The sequence below is a fragment of the Vibrio sp. J502 genome (genome assembly GCF_025397955.1).
Taxonomy (GTDB): Bacteria; Pseudomonadota; Gammaproteobacteria; order Enterobacterales; family Vibrionaceae; genus Vibrio; species Vibrio anguillarum.
In genome coordinates, this window is record NZ_CP104554.1 from 897,034 (window position 1) to 912,003 (window position 14,970).

Annotated in this window: 14 protein-coding genes and 1 tRNA gene; 8 read left to right on the forward strand and 7 right to left on the reverse strand. The window is 43.4% G+C overall.

All coding sequences use genetic code 11. The features are described 5' to 3' along the window. Positions 1–223: 223 nt before the first annotated feature. The 5 genes from N5E84_RS04345 to N5E84_RS04365 all read left to right on the forward strand — a co-directional run bounded on the left by N5E84_RS04345 (position 224) and on the right by N5E84_RS04365 (position 5,091). Positions 224–673 (forward strand): L-alanine exporter AlaE, encoded by a 450-nt coding sequence (locus tag N5E84_RS04345; protein WP_017042265.1) that lies wholly within the window; start codon positions 224–226, stop codon positions 671–673. A gap of 168 nt (positions 674–841) precedes the next feature. After that, positions 842–929 (forward strand) — tRNA-Ser (locus N5E84_RS04350). A gap of 187 nt (positions 930–1,116) precedes the next feature. Then, entirely contained in the window at positions 1,117–2,151 is a 1,035-nt protein-coding gene (locus tag N5E84_RS04355) for an ABC transporter substrate-binding protein (protein ID WP_019283301.1), read from the forward strand. Further along, the gene (locus tag N5E84_RS04360; RefSeq protein ID WP_017045214.1) at positions 2,148–3,488 is read left to right on the forward strand and encodes a GGDEF domain-containing protein; all 1,341 of its coding nucleotides are present in this window, start codon (positions 2,148–2,150) and stop codon (positions 3,486–3,488) included. The genes N5E84_RS04355 and N5E84_RS04360 overlap by 4 nt, the downstream gene beginning before the upstream one ends. A gap of 151 nt (positions 3,489–3,639) precedes the next feature. After that, a complete protein-coding gene (locus tag N5E84_RS04365; protein ID WP_029388446.1) occupies positions 3,640–5,091 on the forward strand; it encodes an NAD-dependent succinate-semialdehyde dehydrogenase in 1,452 nt (483 codons plus the stop codon). An 11-nt stretch (positions 5,092–5,102) separates the two neighbouring features. Here N5E84_RS04365 and N5E84_RS04370 read toward each other — a convergent pair whose 3' ends face one another. Continuing rightward, positions 5,103–5,357: a DUF1496 domain-containing protein gene (locus N5E84_RS04370; protein ID WP_019283303.1), complete on the reverse strand. Its 255-nt coding sequence runs from the start codon at positions 5,355–5,357 to the stop codon at positions 5,103–5,105. Between the two features lie 28 nt (positions 5,358–5,385). Beyond that, the gene (locus N5E84_RS04375) at positions 5,386–6,279 is read right to left on the reverse strand and encodes a pyridoxal-phosphate dependent enzyme (RefSeq protein ID WP_019283304.1); all 894 of its coding nucleotides are present in this window, start codon (positions 6,277–6,279) and stop codon (positions 5,386–5,388) included. Between the two features lie 448 nt (positions 6,280–6,727). Between N5E84_RS04375 and N5E84_RS04380 the strand changes: the two genes are divergently transcribed. The 3 genes from N5E84_RS04380 (at position 6,728) to fabV (ending at position 11,072) form a co-directional block, all read left to right on the forward strand. Further along, the gene (locus tag N5E84_RS04380; RefSeq protein ID WP_010319039.1) at positions 6,728–7,354 is read left to right on the forward strand and encodes a TetR/AcrR family transcriptional regulator; all 627 of its coding nucleotides are present in this window, start codon (positions 6,728–6,730) and stop codon (positions 7,352–7,354) included. Between the two features lie 55 nt (positions 7,355–7,409). Then, entirely contained in the window at positions 7,410–9,692 is a 2,283-nt protein-coding gene (locus tag N5E84_RS04385; protein ID WP_029388447.1) for an acyl-CoA dehydrogenase, read from the forward strand. A 177-nt stretch (positions 9,693–9,869) separates the two neighbouring features. Further along, positions 9,870–11,072 carry an enoyl-ACP reductase FabV gene (fabV, locus tag N5E84_RS04390; protein ID WP_026028134.1) on the forward strand — a complete coding sequence of 401 codons (1,203 nt, stop codon included), beginning with the start codon at positions 9,870–9,872 and terminating at the stop codon, positions 11,070–11,072. A gap of 121 nt (positions 11,073–11,193) precedes the next feature. Here fabV and N5E84_RS04395 read toward each other — a convergent pair whose 3' ends face one another. The 5 genes from N5E84_RS04395 to N5E84_RS04415 all read right to left on the reverse strand — a co-directional run bounded on the left by N5E84_RS04395 (position 11,194) and on the right by N5E84_RS04415 (position 14,860). Beyond that, entirely contained in the window at positions 11,194–11,592 is a 399-nt protein-coding gene (locus N5E84_RS04395) for a hypothetical protein (RefSeq protein WP_017045220.1), read from the reverse strand. Positions 11,593–11,921: 329 nt separating this feature from the next. Then, positions 11,922–12,104: a hypothetical protein gene (locus N5E84_RS04400; protein ID WP_010319035.1), complete on the reverse strand. Its 183-nt coding sequence runs from the start codon at positions 12,102–12,104 to the stop codon at positions 11,922–11,924. Positions 12,105–12,276: 172 nt separating this feature from the next. After that, positions 12,277–13,254: a J domain-containing protein gene (locus N5E84_RS04405; protein ID WP_019283307.1), complete on the reverse strand. Its 978-nt coding sequence runs from the start codon at positions 13,252–13,254 to the stop codon at positions 12,277–12,279. Between the two features lie 105 nt (positions 13,255–13,359). After that, positions 13,360–14,043 (reverse strand): DUF2786 domain-containing protein, encoded by a 684-nt coding sequence (locus N5E84_RS04410; protein ID WP_017042255.1) that lies wholly within the window; start codon positions 14,041–14,043, stop codon positions 13,360–13,362. Positions 14,044–14,170: 127 nt separating this feature from the next. After that, entirely contained in the window at positions 14,171–14,860 is a 690-nt protein-coding gene (locus N5E84_RS04415) for a DUF3334 family protein (protein WP_026028133.1), read from the reverse strand. Positions 14,861–14,970: the final 110 nt, after the last annotated feature.

The following is a 14,970-nucleotide window of genomic DNA, read 5'->3' on the forward strand; positions in this document are numbered from 1 at the left end:
ATTTAGTAAGAATGCGTTGTAACAGGAATTTAAAGAATAGCGTTAGATTCTAGTTTCCGATTCAAAATTGGTTATAAATTTACCTAAGTTAATTAAAATTGGTCACTAAATCTACAAAATATGTGTTCTAATTCCCTCATTATCTAGCTTGTTGTTATTTTCTAGGTATCTGTATTGCTGATTGGCATATTTAATAGTTATATCTATTGTGTAGAGGGAAGTAATGAAAGCTCGTGGCCCATTTTGTATTCGTCATGCTGCGGCGGACACATTTGCAATGGTTGTTTTTTGTTTTATATCAGGCATGATCATTGAAATTTTCATCTCTGGAATGACCTTCGAACAGTCGCTAGCATCACGTACACTGTCTATCCCAGTTAATATCGCAATAGCATGGCCTTATGGCGTATTTCGTGACTTTATTCTGCGCCAGGGACGTCAATGGTCTGAGACTGGCTTAATGAAGAATGTCTCGGATTTGGTTGCTTACGTTCTATTTCAATCTCCGGTCTATGCCGCCATTCTATGGGCTGTAGGCGCATCTACAGAGCAGATCATAACCGCAGTATCAAGCAATGCCATTGTGTCGTGTGGAATGGGCGTTCTCTATGGCTATTTTTTAGATATGTGCCGCCGTTGGTTCCGTGTCCCTGGTTATCATCGTAGCGCCTAACCGTGACACTCACTGAAGAAAGGCTTGTATTGAATTTCATCAAATAAGTCAATAAGTAGTCAAACGAACCAAAGTGGTGGGCTTTTTTATTATTTTGGCTTGACCTAATCCTATAGAATCATTAAATTAGCGCCTCGTTAGCCAAATGCGCTAACCACAATATAATTTGGTGAGTTGTCCGAGTGGCTTAAGGAGCACGCCTGGAAAGTGTGTATACGGCAACGTATCGAGAGTTCGAATCTCTTGCTCACCGCCATATTCTAAACCGTAGACGATCGTCTACGGTTTTTTGTGCGTAAAATACCATGTCAACTTAAGCTTAACTCACTGTTTAATCTAAACAATCTCAATGCATCCCCTGCTAAAAGTTATTAAATAGCCATTCACTCAAAAATAATTCCAATTCAGAGCTAAACTGTTATATATAAAACTAATTTCATTTATTGGCTATGGTTACGAAAAAGCACAAAGCTCAGACCTTTCATAAAGTTGCAGTGGCTATTGTTGTATTGGTAGTCACTATTGCTATTTTTAATAGGCAACTTGGTCATTTTTATGATGCTAGCCGTGTTGAAGAGCGTAAAGCAGTAAAAATAGCGGTTTCGCAAACGCCACTCTCTTCCTCCTTCATTATTGCCGACAGTTTGGGGTTTTTTGAACAACAAGGGGTTAATGTCGAACTAGTGCCCTGTTCTGGAGGTGTGGCCTGTTCTCAAGCTTTGTTTAGTGGGAATGTAGACTATGCGACTGCCTCTGAGTCGGTGGTTATGTTTAAGCTTTTCCAGCGTAATGATTTTGCACTATTAACCAGTTTTGTTGAGTCAGATAACGATTTAAAGCTGCTCACGTTAGAGCGATTAGGCATTGTTAACCTGAGTGACTTGGAAGGTAAAAAAGTAGGCATCGTTAAGGCGAGTGCCAGTGAGTTTTACTTTGATTCATTGTTGATTGCCAGTGACCTGAAAGAGATGGCTGTTGAAAAAGTCTATTTACCACCAGAAGCGCTAAATGACTCATTATTCTCCTCACAAGTTGATGCTATTTCTGTTTGGGAACCTTACGGTTATAAAACTGAAACCTCTGCACCATCCGATGTATTGAACCTTGGGCTATCTGGTATTTATCATTTGTCGTTTAATTTACTTTCGATGAAAGCAACCGTCGAAGAGGCGCATGATGAGATAGTGGCAATATTACGTGCATTAAAAGAGGCTAATGAATGGATTAACCTCAATCCTGAACAATCGAGAGAGGTGATTGCACAGGCCTTAAATATTCCGTTACCCCAACTCGAGTGGTCTTGGAATGATTATGTATTTCGTTTGTCGTTAGGTAATGCACTTTTATCTAACTTACAGCTTCAAGCAAGATGGGCGATTGAGGCTGGTATGGTTACGGGCGACAAGCCGGATTTTCGGACAGTGCTTGCTTCCAAGCCGATCGAGGAAGTGCTACGTACTAAGGTATCGATAAAATGATCAGTTCGATTGTGCGTAAATTGACATTATTGTTCGCATCCACGGCATTTCTAATCCTTTTGATCACTTTTTCTCTGTGGGGCTTACTTAAAGAACAAGAGCAAACAAAAAAAGATCTAGAAGATATTATGCAGATCCAATTGAGTGTGGATTTGTTGCGTAGCCAACTTTGGATTTTCCTGCAGTATTCTGATGTATCAAGTTTGGACCAGGTTGATATTGCTCAGCAAAGCCTCTCCAAGAGACTGCTTAATCATAAGATGATGGGCAAACATATCGAAAACTTACAACGTATGAATACTAGCCTTGCCGTCTTACTGCAACAAGAAAAAAAGCTTACTCATCAAGATGCTGAAGCAAAAAGCAACTCTTTAATCAGCGCGAAAGGGCTGTTACATTCACGTTACAATATGCTCGTGCAAAATATGACTGAAGAGTTGTTTTACTTACAAAAATCAGTCTTAGCAAAAAGCATTGAGAGTCAACAAATGACCTTGATGGTGAGTGCACTGAAAATATTATTTTTTTCAATCTTAGTGAGTGGCATTGCCTGGTTGATTTTGAAACGTTTCAAAAGGGGGTTTGCGTCAATTAAACAAGGTATCCTAGCTTTGACGTATGGTGACCTTGAAAGCAAGATTGAACCAGTTAATCTGGATATTGAATTTGTAGCTTTGGCTGACTTTTTTAACCATATGAAGGTCTCACTAAAAACGACAACCGTGACAAAAGATGAATTGCAATTAGAGGTTGAGCGACAAACCTCAGAGTTAAAAATTCAAAAAGATCAGCTTCAGTTTCTATCTGAACATGATTCGTTGACGGGGCTACTTAATCGGCGAGCGTTTGAAAAATTGTTGGATAACGCCATCGTAAAAGCCAATAGGACTAAGGTGAAGTTAGCGCTGCTCTTCATTGATTTGGACAATTTCAAAACCATCAACGACACTCAAGGCCACTGCGCGGGAGATGAAATTTTAAAGCAAATCGCGATTCGCTTAGAGGCCAGTATCCGCCAATCTGATTTTTCGGCAAGGCTTGGAGGCGATGAATTTGTAGTGTGTCTCGATCTGATTGATGAGTACGATTTTGTCGCAGAGAAAGTCAAACAAATTATCAAATGCTTAGGGCTGCCCATTGAGTTTGAAGGGCAAAGCCTAACCGTTGGTGTTAGTGTCGGTATCAGCTATTTCCCCTTACAAACCAATAGTATGCACCATTTAATGGCCTTGGCTGATGAGGCGATGTATCAAGCGAAAGAGGTGGTTGGTAACACTTATTGTCAAAACATTGATCCCTTAAGGGGAGTTTTTACAGTGGAAGACGTGGTGAGTTAACGCCATTTTTCTGCATAGGAAGCGGCTGGGTCGAGGCTGATGCATGAGTAGATAGCCGCAATCCCTGAATAATACCGTTTATCAATTGAACCTGACTCAGTTTCCTTTTACCCTGTGCTTCTCCCCTCTTATTATCGCTAGGAGCATTGTCATGCAGCTTCGTGATCCTCAACTTTTTAAACAACAATGTTATCTCAATGGTCAATGGGTTTGTGCATCCAATTCGCTCACCTCAACTGTTTACAACCCTTATGACGGCACTCTGATTGGAACGGTTCCGCAGCTAGATAGTGCGCAAGTTCAACAAGCGATTGAGGGTGCAGAGCTTGCGCAGAAACTGTGGAAAAAACAGCCAGCGGCGGACAAAGCGAGAGTGCTTAGAGCTTGGTATGAATTGATTGTTGAACACAGCGATGATCTGGCACTGATTTTAACCAACGAGCAAGGCAAACCTTTAGCGGAAGCGAAAGGCGAGATCAGCTATGCTGCCAGCTTTGTCGAATGGTATGCCGAAGAGGCAAAACGAGCTTATGGTGAGCTTGTCCCGAGTCATAGAGCGGATGCAAGAATACTGGTATCGAAAGAACCTATTGGTGTGGTTGCTGCGATCACGCCTTGGAATTTCCCTGCGGCTATGGTGACTCGTAAATGTGCTCCAGCGATTGCGGCTGGGTGCGCAGTGGTACTCAAACCAGTACCAGATACGCCTTTTACTGCACTTGCTTTGGCAGAATTGGCGCATCGTGCTGGGCTTCCCGCTGGCTTATTGCAAGTGGTGACCGGAGAGGCAATCGCAATCGGGCAGCAATTAACCAGCAGCAAAGTGGTACGCAAACTCTCATTTACTGGCTCAACAGGAGTGGGGAAAATATTAATGGCACAGTGCGCGCACAACATCAAAAAGTTGTCGCTCGAGCTGGGTGGTAATGCCCCTTTTATTGTGTTTGATGATGCCGACATTAATGCCGCCGTAGAGGGTGTGATGGTGGCGAAATTTCGTAACGCTGGCCAAACTTGTGTCTGTGCCAATCGAATCTATGTGCAAGAGGGCGTGTACGATAAATTTGTTAAAAAATTGGTTGATAAAGTCAGCAAGCTGATTGTGGGAAATGGGTTGGAATCAGGCGTAACAATGGGGCCTTTAATCAATGATGCGGCGGTGGCTAAAGTCAAATTACATATTGCGGATGCCACCGCGCAAGGCGCTCTAGTGCAATATGGCACTCTGCCTCAAGCCGGTAGCCGCTTGTTTGAGCCTCACGTATTAACAGAGATGACAGAAGAGATGTTGGTGGCTCAAGAAGAAACCTTTGGCCCACTTGCACCTTTGTTTCGTTTCACTCACGAAGAGGAAGTGATTGAACGTGCAAACCACACGGATTCTGGATTAGCGGCATACTGCTATACGCAGTCACTGGCTCGGGCTTGGCGCTTGAGTGAGGCACTGGAAGTCGGTATTGTTGGTATTAACGAAGGTTTGATATCAACTACAGTCGCACCGTTTGGCGGCATCAAAGAGTCCGGTCTTGGCCGCGAGGGAGCAAAGCAGGGGCTAGACGAATATTTGGAAGTGAAATACACCCTAATGGGAGGCTTAAACTAACCTTCCTCTCACTATTTTTGTTGAGTCAGTAACACCCATCTTAAGGGGCCATTGGTTTCAAAATCATTGGCCTCTTGGCAGATCATATACAGCTCACTGACTTGAATCACTGCACCGATAGAATAAGCTTGGTCCTTATAATAGCAAACACGTTGCAAAGCTTTACCTTCTGTAGCCACCACAACCGGTAGCGAAGCGGTATTGATTACTTTCGTGTAGCCAAAGCTAGGAGCAATCAATAATAACCAAACACAGTACTTCAGCATGGTGTATCTCCTATTTATAGTGAGGTAGTTAATCAAATTGCCGCTGGTAGCGGGGCAGCATACTTTCATTGCCCAGTAACCCACCTTGATGAATATAAATCACCGTTTTTTCTGGATGAGCTTCCATCCAAGGTAACAAACATTGCCACATCATAGGGTCATACAACAGATCAAATTCCACATGAGTCTGCTCAAGTAGATTTTGCCACATCCGATAATCGGCTTCGTACAATCGTCCAAAGTGATGCTTTTTCTCTGTAGATATAATCGTAGGGTACTGGCGCTCTTCAAGCTCGTCAAATTGTTGGATGAGGTAGTCATTTCCCCCTACACAAGCACAGGTCAGAACCTCAATGCCGTGCGGTTTTAGATATTTTTGCAGGTAGATCGCAGTGGTTCCTGTCCCGGAGGGCAACGCAACGACGAATTGCGTTTTTGTCTCCATTCTAATCCAGTTGAGAATTTCTAGAGCCAAATGCTTAATGCCCGTTTCGGCCATCTTTGAGCGACCGCCTTCCGGTACGACTAAGCATGAAGTATCAGGCTGACGGATCGTATCAATATACTGCTCGGGGGCCATTATATTGATGGGGCTAACTTCGATGATGTGCGCTCCTAAATCCAGTGCACCACGATAGTTGCCAATCGGCCTTTGTTGTAACCACGTTGGAATGTGGTCTACATAAAACTCAAATTTCCACCCTTTAATACGCGCAAGAGCTGCCAGAGAATAGAGAGCATTCGACTGCGCCGAACCATAGCTGATTAAAGTGCTGATGCCGGGGAGATCGCTATCCAATAACGCCATGAACTTACGCGCTTTATTTCCGGAAAAATGGCTGTGAAGTTGATCATCACGTTTTAAATAGAAGCGGTTATTGGCAAAAGTATGTTGCGTTATCGGGGTATCAGACAGTTTCATGATGATTTTCGAGCAGAAAAGGGCCGTAGTATATACTGACCTGAGTAAAAATTGCAGTGTTGGCCGGTTTTATCGCTCGTCAGTTACTGCTTTGCCTCTCATGCAGCAAAAAAAAGCCCAGAGCAAAAGGCGCTGGGCGGATACAAATAAACATAGGAGTTAATAAGAAAAAGCAGCATATCGGTAGTTACAGTAAGAAGAAAAATTTGACGGCCTGTAAAATTCTTAATGCTCTGCTAACTACACTTATTGAGACTGAGCATTTCACAATCAGTTCCATCTTAAAGCCATTTTTTTTCAATTTATTTTTAAAATATTTATCTTTCATTAGCTTACTTCTATTTTGCTCTTCAGCTCCGATCATTTCGTAAAAATGTGATGTTAATTGCTTGTTAATCAATTGTGTCGATAGTATATTTCAAACACCTGTTTGATACGAGTGATTGAAATGGCACCAAGAAGTAGTACCAAAGAAAAAATCCTAGATGTTGCAGAGGGATTGTTTGCTGAACATGGCTTCAACGATACATCGTTACGAGCTATCACCAGCAAAGCTGGAGTAAATCTAGCCTCGGTTAACTACCATTTTGGTGATAAGAAAACGTTAGTGCGTGCAGTGTTGAATCGTTATTTAGAAGCATTTATGCCAGCCGTTCAACAAGCGCTGCAGGAGTTAAACTCCCAAGATGAATATCAAATGTCGGAAGTGTTTGAGTCATTGCGTACACCATTACGTGCGTTGAATGATGTTAGGCCCAACGGTACCAGCCGTTTTATGTTGTTGATTGGTCGCGGTTATACCGATGTGCAAGGTCATTTGCGTTGGTTTATCACCACACGCTACAGCGATGTATTATCACTGTTTACTCAGTCAGTGATGAAGGCGAACCCAAAACTGACGCCTGAAACTCTATTCTGGCGTTTGCACTTCACGCTAGGCACGTGTGTTTTTACCATGGCGTCGAGCCAAGCATTGGCTGAGATTGCCGAAAGTGATTTTGGCAACCAAGTGGATGCCAAAGCCGTCGTCGACTTACTTATTCCTTATTTAGCCGCCGGCGTTGCGGCTGATTAACCCAATTAAATCTATTATAAGAAGTAACAATCCAAGCGAACAAAAGGATCTGATCATGAGCTCTCTACGAAGAAAATGGATAAGCGACCCCGCCTTTAAACTGTTTAAGCAAGTTTTGCCTCCGTTATCGGAGACAGAAAAAGAGGCGATGGAAGCGGGCAGCGTTTGGTGGGATGGTGAACTGTTTTCAGGTCGTCCAGACTTTACCAAGCTGCATCATTACCCAAAACCAACCTTGTCAGATGAAGAGCAATCTTTCATTGATAATGAGTTGGAAACGCTGCTGTCCATGTTAGATGACCATAAAATCGTGAAAGAGGATCGCGACTTGCCAGCGGAAGTGTGGACGTTTCTGCGTAAAGAGCGTTTCTTCTCTTTGATTATTTCAAAGGCCTACGGCGGTCGTGAATTTTCCGCACTCGCCAACTCCACCATAGTGTCACGGATTGCGACGCGCAGTATCAGTACCGCTGTTACAGTGATGGTGCCAAACTCGCTTGGCCCGGGAGAGCTTCTCTCTCACTACGGTACACAACAACAGAAAGACTACTGGCTTCCTCGCTTAGCTGACGGTACGGATATCCCTTGTTTTGCGCTGACCGGGCCAGAAGCAGGCTCCGATGCTGGCGGCATTCCTGATCAAGGCGTGGTGTGTTACGGCAAGCACGAGGGCAAAGAAGTCCTTGGGATTAAACTCAGTTGGAATAAGCGTTATATCACGCTTGTTCCGGTTGCAACTGTGCTAGGCCTAGCTTTCAAACTCAGTGATCCTGAAAAACTTCTAGGCGATAAGCTCGATATCGGCATTACCTGCGCGCTGATCCCTGCTAATCACAAAGGCGTGGAAATTGGCGAGCGACACGATCCACTCGGCCTTGCGTTTATGAACGGCCCAACGCGTGGTCAAGATGTTTTCATCCCGATGGATTGGCTCATCGGTGGTGCTGACTATGCGGGTAAAGGCTGGCGCATGCTGGTGGAATGTTTGTCGGCAGGGCGTGGTATTTCATTGCCCGCACTTGGTACGGCGATTGGTCACTTAACTTCGCGTACGACAGGTGCATACGCTTATGTGCGCAAGCAATTTGGCATGTCGATTGGTAAATTTGAAGGGGTAGCTGAAGCGCTAGGTCGTATCGGTGGCTTAACTTATTTGCTTGAAGCGACACGAACCTTAACCACAACCTCGCTCGATTTGAAAGAAAAGCCGGGTATAGTGACCGCCATTGCCAAATACCATATGACAGAAATTGCGCGCACAATTTTAAATGATTCGATGGATATTCACTCTGGTCGAGCGATTCAAGATGGACCAATGAACTACCTCGGAACACATTATCTCGGTATCCCGGTCGCAATTACGGTTGAAGGGGCCAATATCCTAACTCGCAATTTGATGATCTTTGGCCAAGGTGCCACTCGTTGTCATCCTTATGTTTTGAAAGAGATGGAAGCGGCGGCTAATCCTGATACAGAGCAAGGCGCGAAAGATTTCGATAAGCTGTTGTTTAAGCACATTAGCCACGCGACCAAAAATACCTTTGGGGCGCTCGGTGCTGCATTAACGGGTTCGCGCTTTGTCAAAGCGCAGATGAGCGGCCCAACAAAAGCGTATTACCAACAGTTAACGCGCATTAGCCGAGCACTTGCCGTGAGTGCCGATTTCGCTATGTTGACGTTAGGTGGCGATCTTAAACGTAAAGAGATGATTTCAGCGCGTTTAGGTGATGGTTTGAGTTATCTGTACATGGCTTCAGCGACCTTGAAAAAGTATGAAGATGAAGGCCGCCAACAAACTGATTTAGATTACGTGCACTACGCGGTGCAATATTGTTTGTACCACGCGGCTAAATCTTTGCAAGAGGCGTACAGCAACTTCCCCAGCAAAGTGGTTGGGCGCTTACTTAAGGTGTTGGTCTTCCCTTTGGGCAATCATTATGACAAACCTAGCGATGAGCTGTCGGTCAAACTGGCGGAAAGCTTAATGACTCCTGGAGCACATCGAGATCGTCTCACTCATCTTTGTTACATTGGGCCAGAGGAAGACGATAGCGTTGGCTTGATGGAAAAAGCGTTTTTGGCGATGTATGGTATCAGTGCACTTGAGCGCAAGCTGTTCCGCGCAGCCAAAGAGGGTAAAATTGCGCGTAAAGGTGCCCTGACTGAGCGATTGGCTCAAGCCTTAAGTGAAAATGTGTTGACTCAAACTGAAGTAGACCAAATTTTGGCCGCAGACAAACTGCGTTATAAAGCGATTCAAGTTGATCACTTTAGCCATGACTTGAGCGAGGTGATGACCAATAAGCCGGGAAAGCCAAAGCTTAATCATGTTGCTTAGTCGCGAATATCGTTACTAAAAGTGTGACCATATATCAGGGCATCCTAGTCGGGTGCCCTGATTGTTTGAGCCACGAGAGATCCAACCACTTGCAATTTCTGCCTGTTTTTAAAGAAATAGGGTGAGATCTTCGAGCGAAACTTTTATCCTAGCGGAGATTTTTGAAGGAAGTTGAATATGATCATCAAACCTAAAATTCGTGGATTTATCTGTACGACAACGCACCCTGTGGGTTGTGAAGCTAATGTAAAAGAACAAATTGCTTACACCAAAGCACAAGGCCCTATCAAAAATGCACCGAAACGTGTACTTGTTGTAGGCTCATCCAGTGGCTACGGCCTTTCGTCTCGTATTACCGCCGCTTTTGGTGGAGGTGCTGCGACCATCGGTGTTTTCTTTGAAAAACCGGGCACGGACAAAAAACCAGGCACCGCCGGTTTTTATAACGCAGCCGCGTTTGACAAGCTTGCTCACGAGGCGGGTTTGTATGCTAAAAGCCTAAATGGTGATGCATTTTCTCACCAAGCAAAACAGAAAGCGATCGAGCTAATCAAACAAGACTTAGGTCAAATTGATATGGTGGTTTACTCGCTTGCTTCACCAGTGCGTAAATTACCTGAAACTGGCGAACTGATTCGCTCATCATTAAAACCGATTGGCCAAACATACACCGCGACAGCGGTTGATACCAATAAAGACATCATCATTGAAGCCAGTGTTGAACCTGCAACTGAGCAGGAAATTGCAGACACGGTAACGGTTATGGGTGGTCAAGATTGGGAGCTGTGGATCCATGCACTTGCTGAAGCTGGCGTATTGGCTCAAGGGTGTAAAACCGTGGCTTATAGCTATATCGGTACTGAGCTAACTTGGCCAATCTATTGGGATGGTGCGCTAGGTAAAGCGAAGATGGATTTAGACCGCGCCGCATCGGCACTGAATGAACAGCTTTCTGTACTAGGTGGTACGGCTAATGTGGCCGTTCTTAAATCGGTTGTTACTCAAGCCAGTTCAGCTATTCCTGTTATGCCTCTTTACATCGCAATGGTGTTTAAGAAAATGCGTGAGCAAGGTGTACATGAAGGATGTATTGAACAGATCTATCGCATGTTTAGCCAACGTCTTTATAAAGAAGACGGTAGTGCGCCGGAAGTAGATGAGCAAAATCGTCTGCGTCTGGATGACTGGGAACTGCGTGAAGATATTCAAAAGCATTGCCGTGAGCTTTGGCCACAGATCACTACTGAAAACCTAAAAGAGCTGACGGATTACGTTGAATACAAAGAAGAATTCTTGAAGTTATTCGGTTTTGGTGTTGATGGCGTTGATTACGAAGCCGATGTCGATACTGAAGTGGCATTCGATGTAATTGATATCTAATCTATTGGTGTCACATTGACACAATAAGATGTTCTAATCTCAAAGGTCTAGCCACAATGCTAGGCCTTTGCTGTTATGGAGGGTAATACAGCATTATTCACCCTCAACAGCATTTTCTCGATCAATGGAACGGTTGCTGTTTCCCTGCAACAAAAAACACATCACAGTGGTGCTCGGCCGCTAATTGCTTGAGTAGGTGTTGGTTGATAGGCTCAATAGTATTTGACGCGATTATCGCACTGGCATTTCCGGAGCGGATAGCTTTAATCACAATCTCTAATTCCGATAACGTTTGAGAGGGTTTCATGTGGATCACTCTGTCGCAATGTATATTGAAAGAAGCAAACTGTTCATACTGTGGTCGAGGACATTCAGAGGTGAATAAGATCCACTGCTGTTGGTGCTGGGATAGCTTAGCAAGCTTTGACATCATGGCTTGTTCAATCGTATTGACTGAGCGATGGGCATTAGCCAAAGGGTACTGAGCTGATAGTTGAGAAGCGAAATTTACTTGAAGCATAATACTGTCCTTTCATACATGCTGTATGTGTATACAGTATTTGAGTTGTAGATACTGATCAAGTTTTTTTTGCTGAATTTATCAGCATAACCAAGCTTGAATTCGTTAGATTTTGTTTTAATTTATTGATTAATAACTATTTTTAGCAACAAATTAAATTGCTCAAAGATAAAGCGCCATTGTCTATTTTGTGATCAATGTGAGTATCCTAGTAACAGTGTCTCGTCATTAATTAGATAAGTTATCATAGTCGCTGAAATGGGTGTGCTTTAAAAATAGGCAGTAAAAAAGCGCCGTGTTGGCGCTTTTTCATGTATAGCTATTGATGCCTAATGTGACAGTGACTGTCGATCTCGAAATGCTTGCTCTGCAATATTAAACTGCCTGACATCCATGCGCGCAAACTCATTGCAACTTTCACATGAGTGATGCGATTTCCCATCAATATATTCGTGTTTTATTAATAGCTTTGGTTGTTTACACCAATCGCAAATACCTTCAATCGTAAACATGTTTTCTCCCCACCTAGAAGATTTAGGTGTAATTTTCGCGGCGCATTATCCCATATAAAAGAGAATTAAGTTAACTATTTGTTACTTTAAGTGAGATGGAGATCGATTGCGTTGTCTATCTTTAGCGAGTGTTTTAATCGCGAGCGGTAATATTTCGCATTAAAAATAACATTTACTTAACGTGAGGCAGGATGATTTTTAACGCACCATTGAGTCGTTTCATTTCGTCTTGTGAGCCTTGAAGATCTGGGTGGTATATTTTGCACAGTTGCTTGTAGCGAAGCTTGATGCTTTTTTCATCGGGAAGTTCACTGGGTTTAAAGCCAAATAATGCACAGGCTAATAGTAATTTTTGATCCTGAGATTGAGCCACATGATTGTTTTGCAGTCTTTTGATCTCTTTGAATAAGCTTTCAAGCTGCCTTTTTTGCTGTTTGATCATAAAGGCCTGCGATTCGATTTCTTGCTGGTGTTGACTATTTTTATCGTGTTGTTGAGTCTTACGTTTTCGGCTCCAGAAGCGGAAAAGATAGATAAGCATCAAAAGGAGTAACATCAGCAACAACAGAGATAAGTAATCCGTCATGATAGAGCTTGTCGAGTCGTGCTCAACGGGTGCAGTGCTGACCACCATGTCAGCTTCATCGCTGCTGTCAAAAGCGCTGTCTAATTGGCTGATGGAGGAGACTTGTTTTGCACGTTGTTGATTGAATTTTTCTTGCAATACACGGGCATAACCCTCTTCGGCTTGGCTACTCTTACTTGCCGCAATGCGATACCACATTTCTGACAATTCTAACGCAGAGGGTGGCGAAGGGAGTGTTTCGTAAGTTCTAGCGAGTTGTAATTGAGCATTCACATCGCCGCTAGTGGCTAAGTCTGTCAGCCAAAATAGAGCTTGAGGGATGTCTTTTGGGGTTCCTTGTCCCTTTAAATAGAGATTGGCTAGCCTAGATTTGGCTAAGGGGTGTCCATTCTGCGCCGCTTGCTGAAACCAATAAAACGCATTGTTTAGGTTAACAGCAACTTTGTCCCCTTGCTGATAAGCCAGCGCCAATTGATATTGTGCATTTGAGTTTTGTTGCTGAGCTTGGGCAGTTAGCTCAGCAACAGGAGAAGCCAGTACTAATGAGGAGAAAAACAGGCACAAACTAAGGACAACTCTCAAATTTTCACCATGTTTTGTGGGGCTAATTTCTGTTCAAATAGTAGCGCATTTCTATCGAATGCACAGAGCAGAATAGCGCATTAATGGTTATCTAAGACGTTTTGGAGCAGGTGCGCCATCAATCGGTCGGTTTACAGATACTTTACGGCCTTTTTTTAACCCAGTTTCGTAATCCGCGGTAATATTTTTCATAGCATCACGCAGCTGCTGCTTGAAGGTTTCACGGTCAATATTTTGAAACTCTTTATCAATGTAATTATTGATTTTGTTATTGGATTCATCATCGGCGGTGATCACTGGAAGCTTTTCTAATGCCCCTTCAATCCAACCCGAAACGAATGAATTGACGCGCCGTGTGACTTCCATGCTGGAAGTGCCACTGCCCGCGAAACTATTTCGAAATTGGCCTGTGTGCTCGTTCATTTCTCGGTAAATGATATCAAAAGCGAATGCGGCAAAAATAGCGCGATCGGCCTCACCAATAAACTCAACACGTTTGAGTCCTTTATGATTGAGTAGCACCGCTTCTACACCAAACTTAGTATTGATACCGCGGATCACTCGCAGTAGTGATGAGGTGATCGATGCGGGTAGTAAATGGGTTGATTGGGTTTTGCCCATCTTGATAAATTCGATGTCATCTTTATCAAGCCCATACTTCAGCATCAGGCTATGCGCCATCTTGATGGCATTGGCCGCTTCATTCACATTCGCGGAATTACCAAGTTCAAGACATTTAGCGATCTTCTTTAGAGCTTTCTGTTTATCCATTAATTCGCAAATACAATTCTACAACTTCAGAAAAGTCCGACATTTTAGCGGTTTTATGCTGGAAGTGAAAGCGAAGTGGAGAATCGCTGCCCAAAATCAGGCAGCGAGTCGAGAGGAGGTTGGTGGTTTAAATACCAAGTTCATCCAATAGGTCTGTAGTCAAATCATCATCACTGTTGTTTTGCTTGTCGTTTTTTGCTTTGGCAGACAGTTTTTGCTGAGTCGCTTCTAAAATTGAATCAGGGCTTTCATCTTCTTGAACTTCAAACTCTTCAAGTTGGATGAATTCGGTTTTATCCATTGCCAGTTCAAGATAGAAAATATTATTACTTTCTGTCGAGAAGGTAACTCGGCGTGCTTGTGGACGATCTAAATTAGTATCCACCGACAAAATTACCTGTTTGTTGAGTGACAGCATCTTCGGTTGGTTTTGGGTAATGTTGGTTTGCAGTTCTTTGCGGATTTTATTTGTGAAGTCGCCTACGAGTTGATTCATCAATTCGCCCAGTACATCGCCCACCTCGTCAGAAGTGTGCAGCACGGCCAGCTCTTCTTCTGGCATTCCCATGTTGCGCATATAACTGGTGTAAATTTCCAGCGCAGCCTTGGCCGTAAAGTTGATAACAACGAGCCCAGAGAAGCCACCATCAAACAAAACGAAACAGCCGAAATCTGGCTTTAGTGACGTTTTGTTGATTTTTTGTACCATCGCTGAGTAAGCAATGTTGGTCGCCGTTGCAGAACTGAGCACTCCTGACACTGATTGACAAAGCTTAAGCAAAATATCTTCAGTGGTAACAATCTTGTTTTTTTTCATTCTGATATCCGTAATGTGCATTGCAGTTTAAAAGCGGTATTTAACTCTCTATATCAATATATAAAGCATAAAGCGTTAATTAACTATATATAGCTAAAATGTTGTGTACA

What these genes read in the sequence shown, in the direction of transcription:
- fabV (WP_026028134.1), top strand. Translation starts at nt 9,870, where the DNA reads ATGATCATCAAACCTAAAATTCGTGGATTTATCTGTACGACAACGCAC.
- N5E84_RS04380 (WP_010319039.1), top strand. Translation starts at nt 6,728, where the DNA reads ATGGCACCAAGAAGTAGTACCAAAGAAAAAATCCTAGATGTTGCAGAG.
- N5E84_RS04415 (WP_026028133.1), bottom strand. Translation starts at nt 14,860, where the DNA reads ATGAAAAAAAACAAGATTGTTACCACTGAAGATATTTTGCTTAAGCTT.
- N5E84_RS04365 (WP_029388446.1), top strand. Translation starts at nt 3,640, where the DNA reads ATGCAGCTTCGTGATCCTCAACTTTTTAAACAACAATGTTATCTCAAT.
- N5E84_RS04360 (WP_017045214.1), top strand. Translation starts at nt 2,148, where the DNA reads ATGATCAGTTCGATTGTGCGTAAATTGACATTATTGTTCGCATCCACG.
- N5E84_RS04410 (WP_017042255.1), bottom strand. Translation starts at nt 14,043, where the DNA reads ATGGATAAACAGAAAGCTCTAAAGAAGATCGCTAAATGTCTTGAACTT.
- N5E84_RS04395 (WP_017045220.1), bottom strand. Translation starts at nt 11,592, where the DNA reads ATGCTTCAAGTAAATTTCGCTTCTCAACTATCAGCTCAGTACCCTTTG.
- N5E84_RS04370 (WP_019283303.1), bottom strand. Translation starts at nt 5,357, where the DNA reads ATGCTGAAGTACTGTGTTTGGTTATTATTGATTGCTCCTAGCTTTGGC.
- N5E84_RS04385 (WP_029388447.1), top strand. Translation starts at nt 7,410, where the DNA reads ATGAGCTCTCTACGAAGAAAATGGATAAGCGACCCCGCCTTTAAACTG.
- N5E84_RS04400 (WP_010319035.1), bottom strand. Translation starts at nt 12,104, where the DNA reads ATGTTTACGATTGAAGGTATTTGCGATTGGTGTAAACAACCAAAGCTA.
- N5E84_RS04345 (WP_017042265.1), top strand. Translation starts at nt 224, where the DNA reads ATGAAAGCTCGTGGCCCATTTTGTATTCGTCATGCTGCGGCGGACACA.
- N5E84_RS04375 (WP_019283304.1), bottom strand. Translation starts at nt 6,279, where the DNA reads ATGAAACTGTCTGATACCCCGATAACGCAACATACTTTTGCCAATAAC.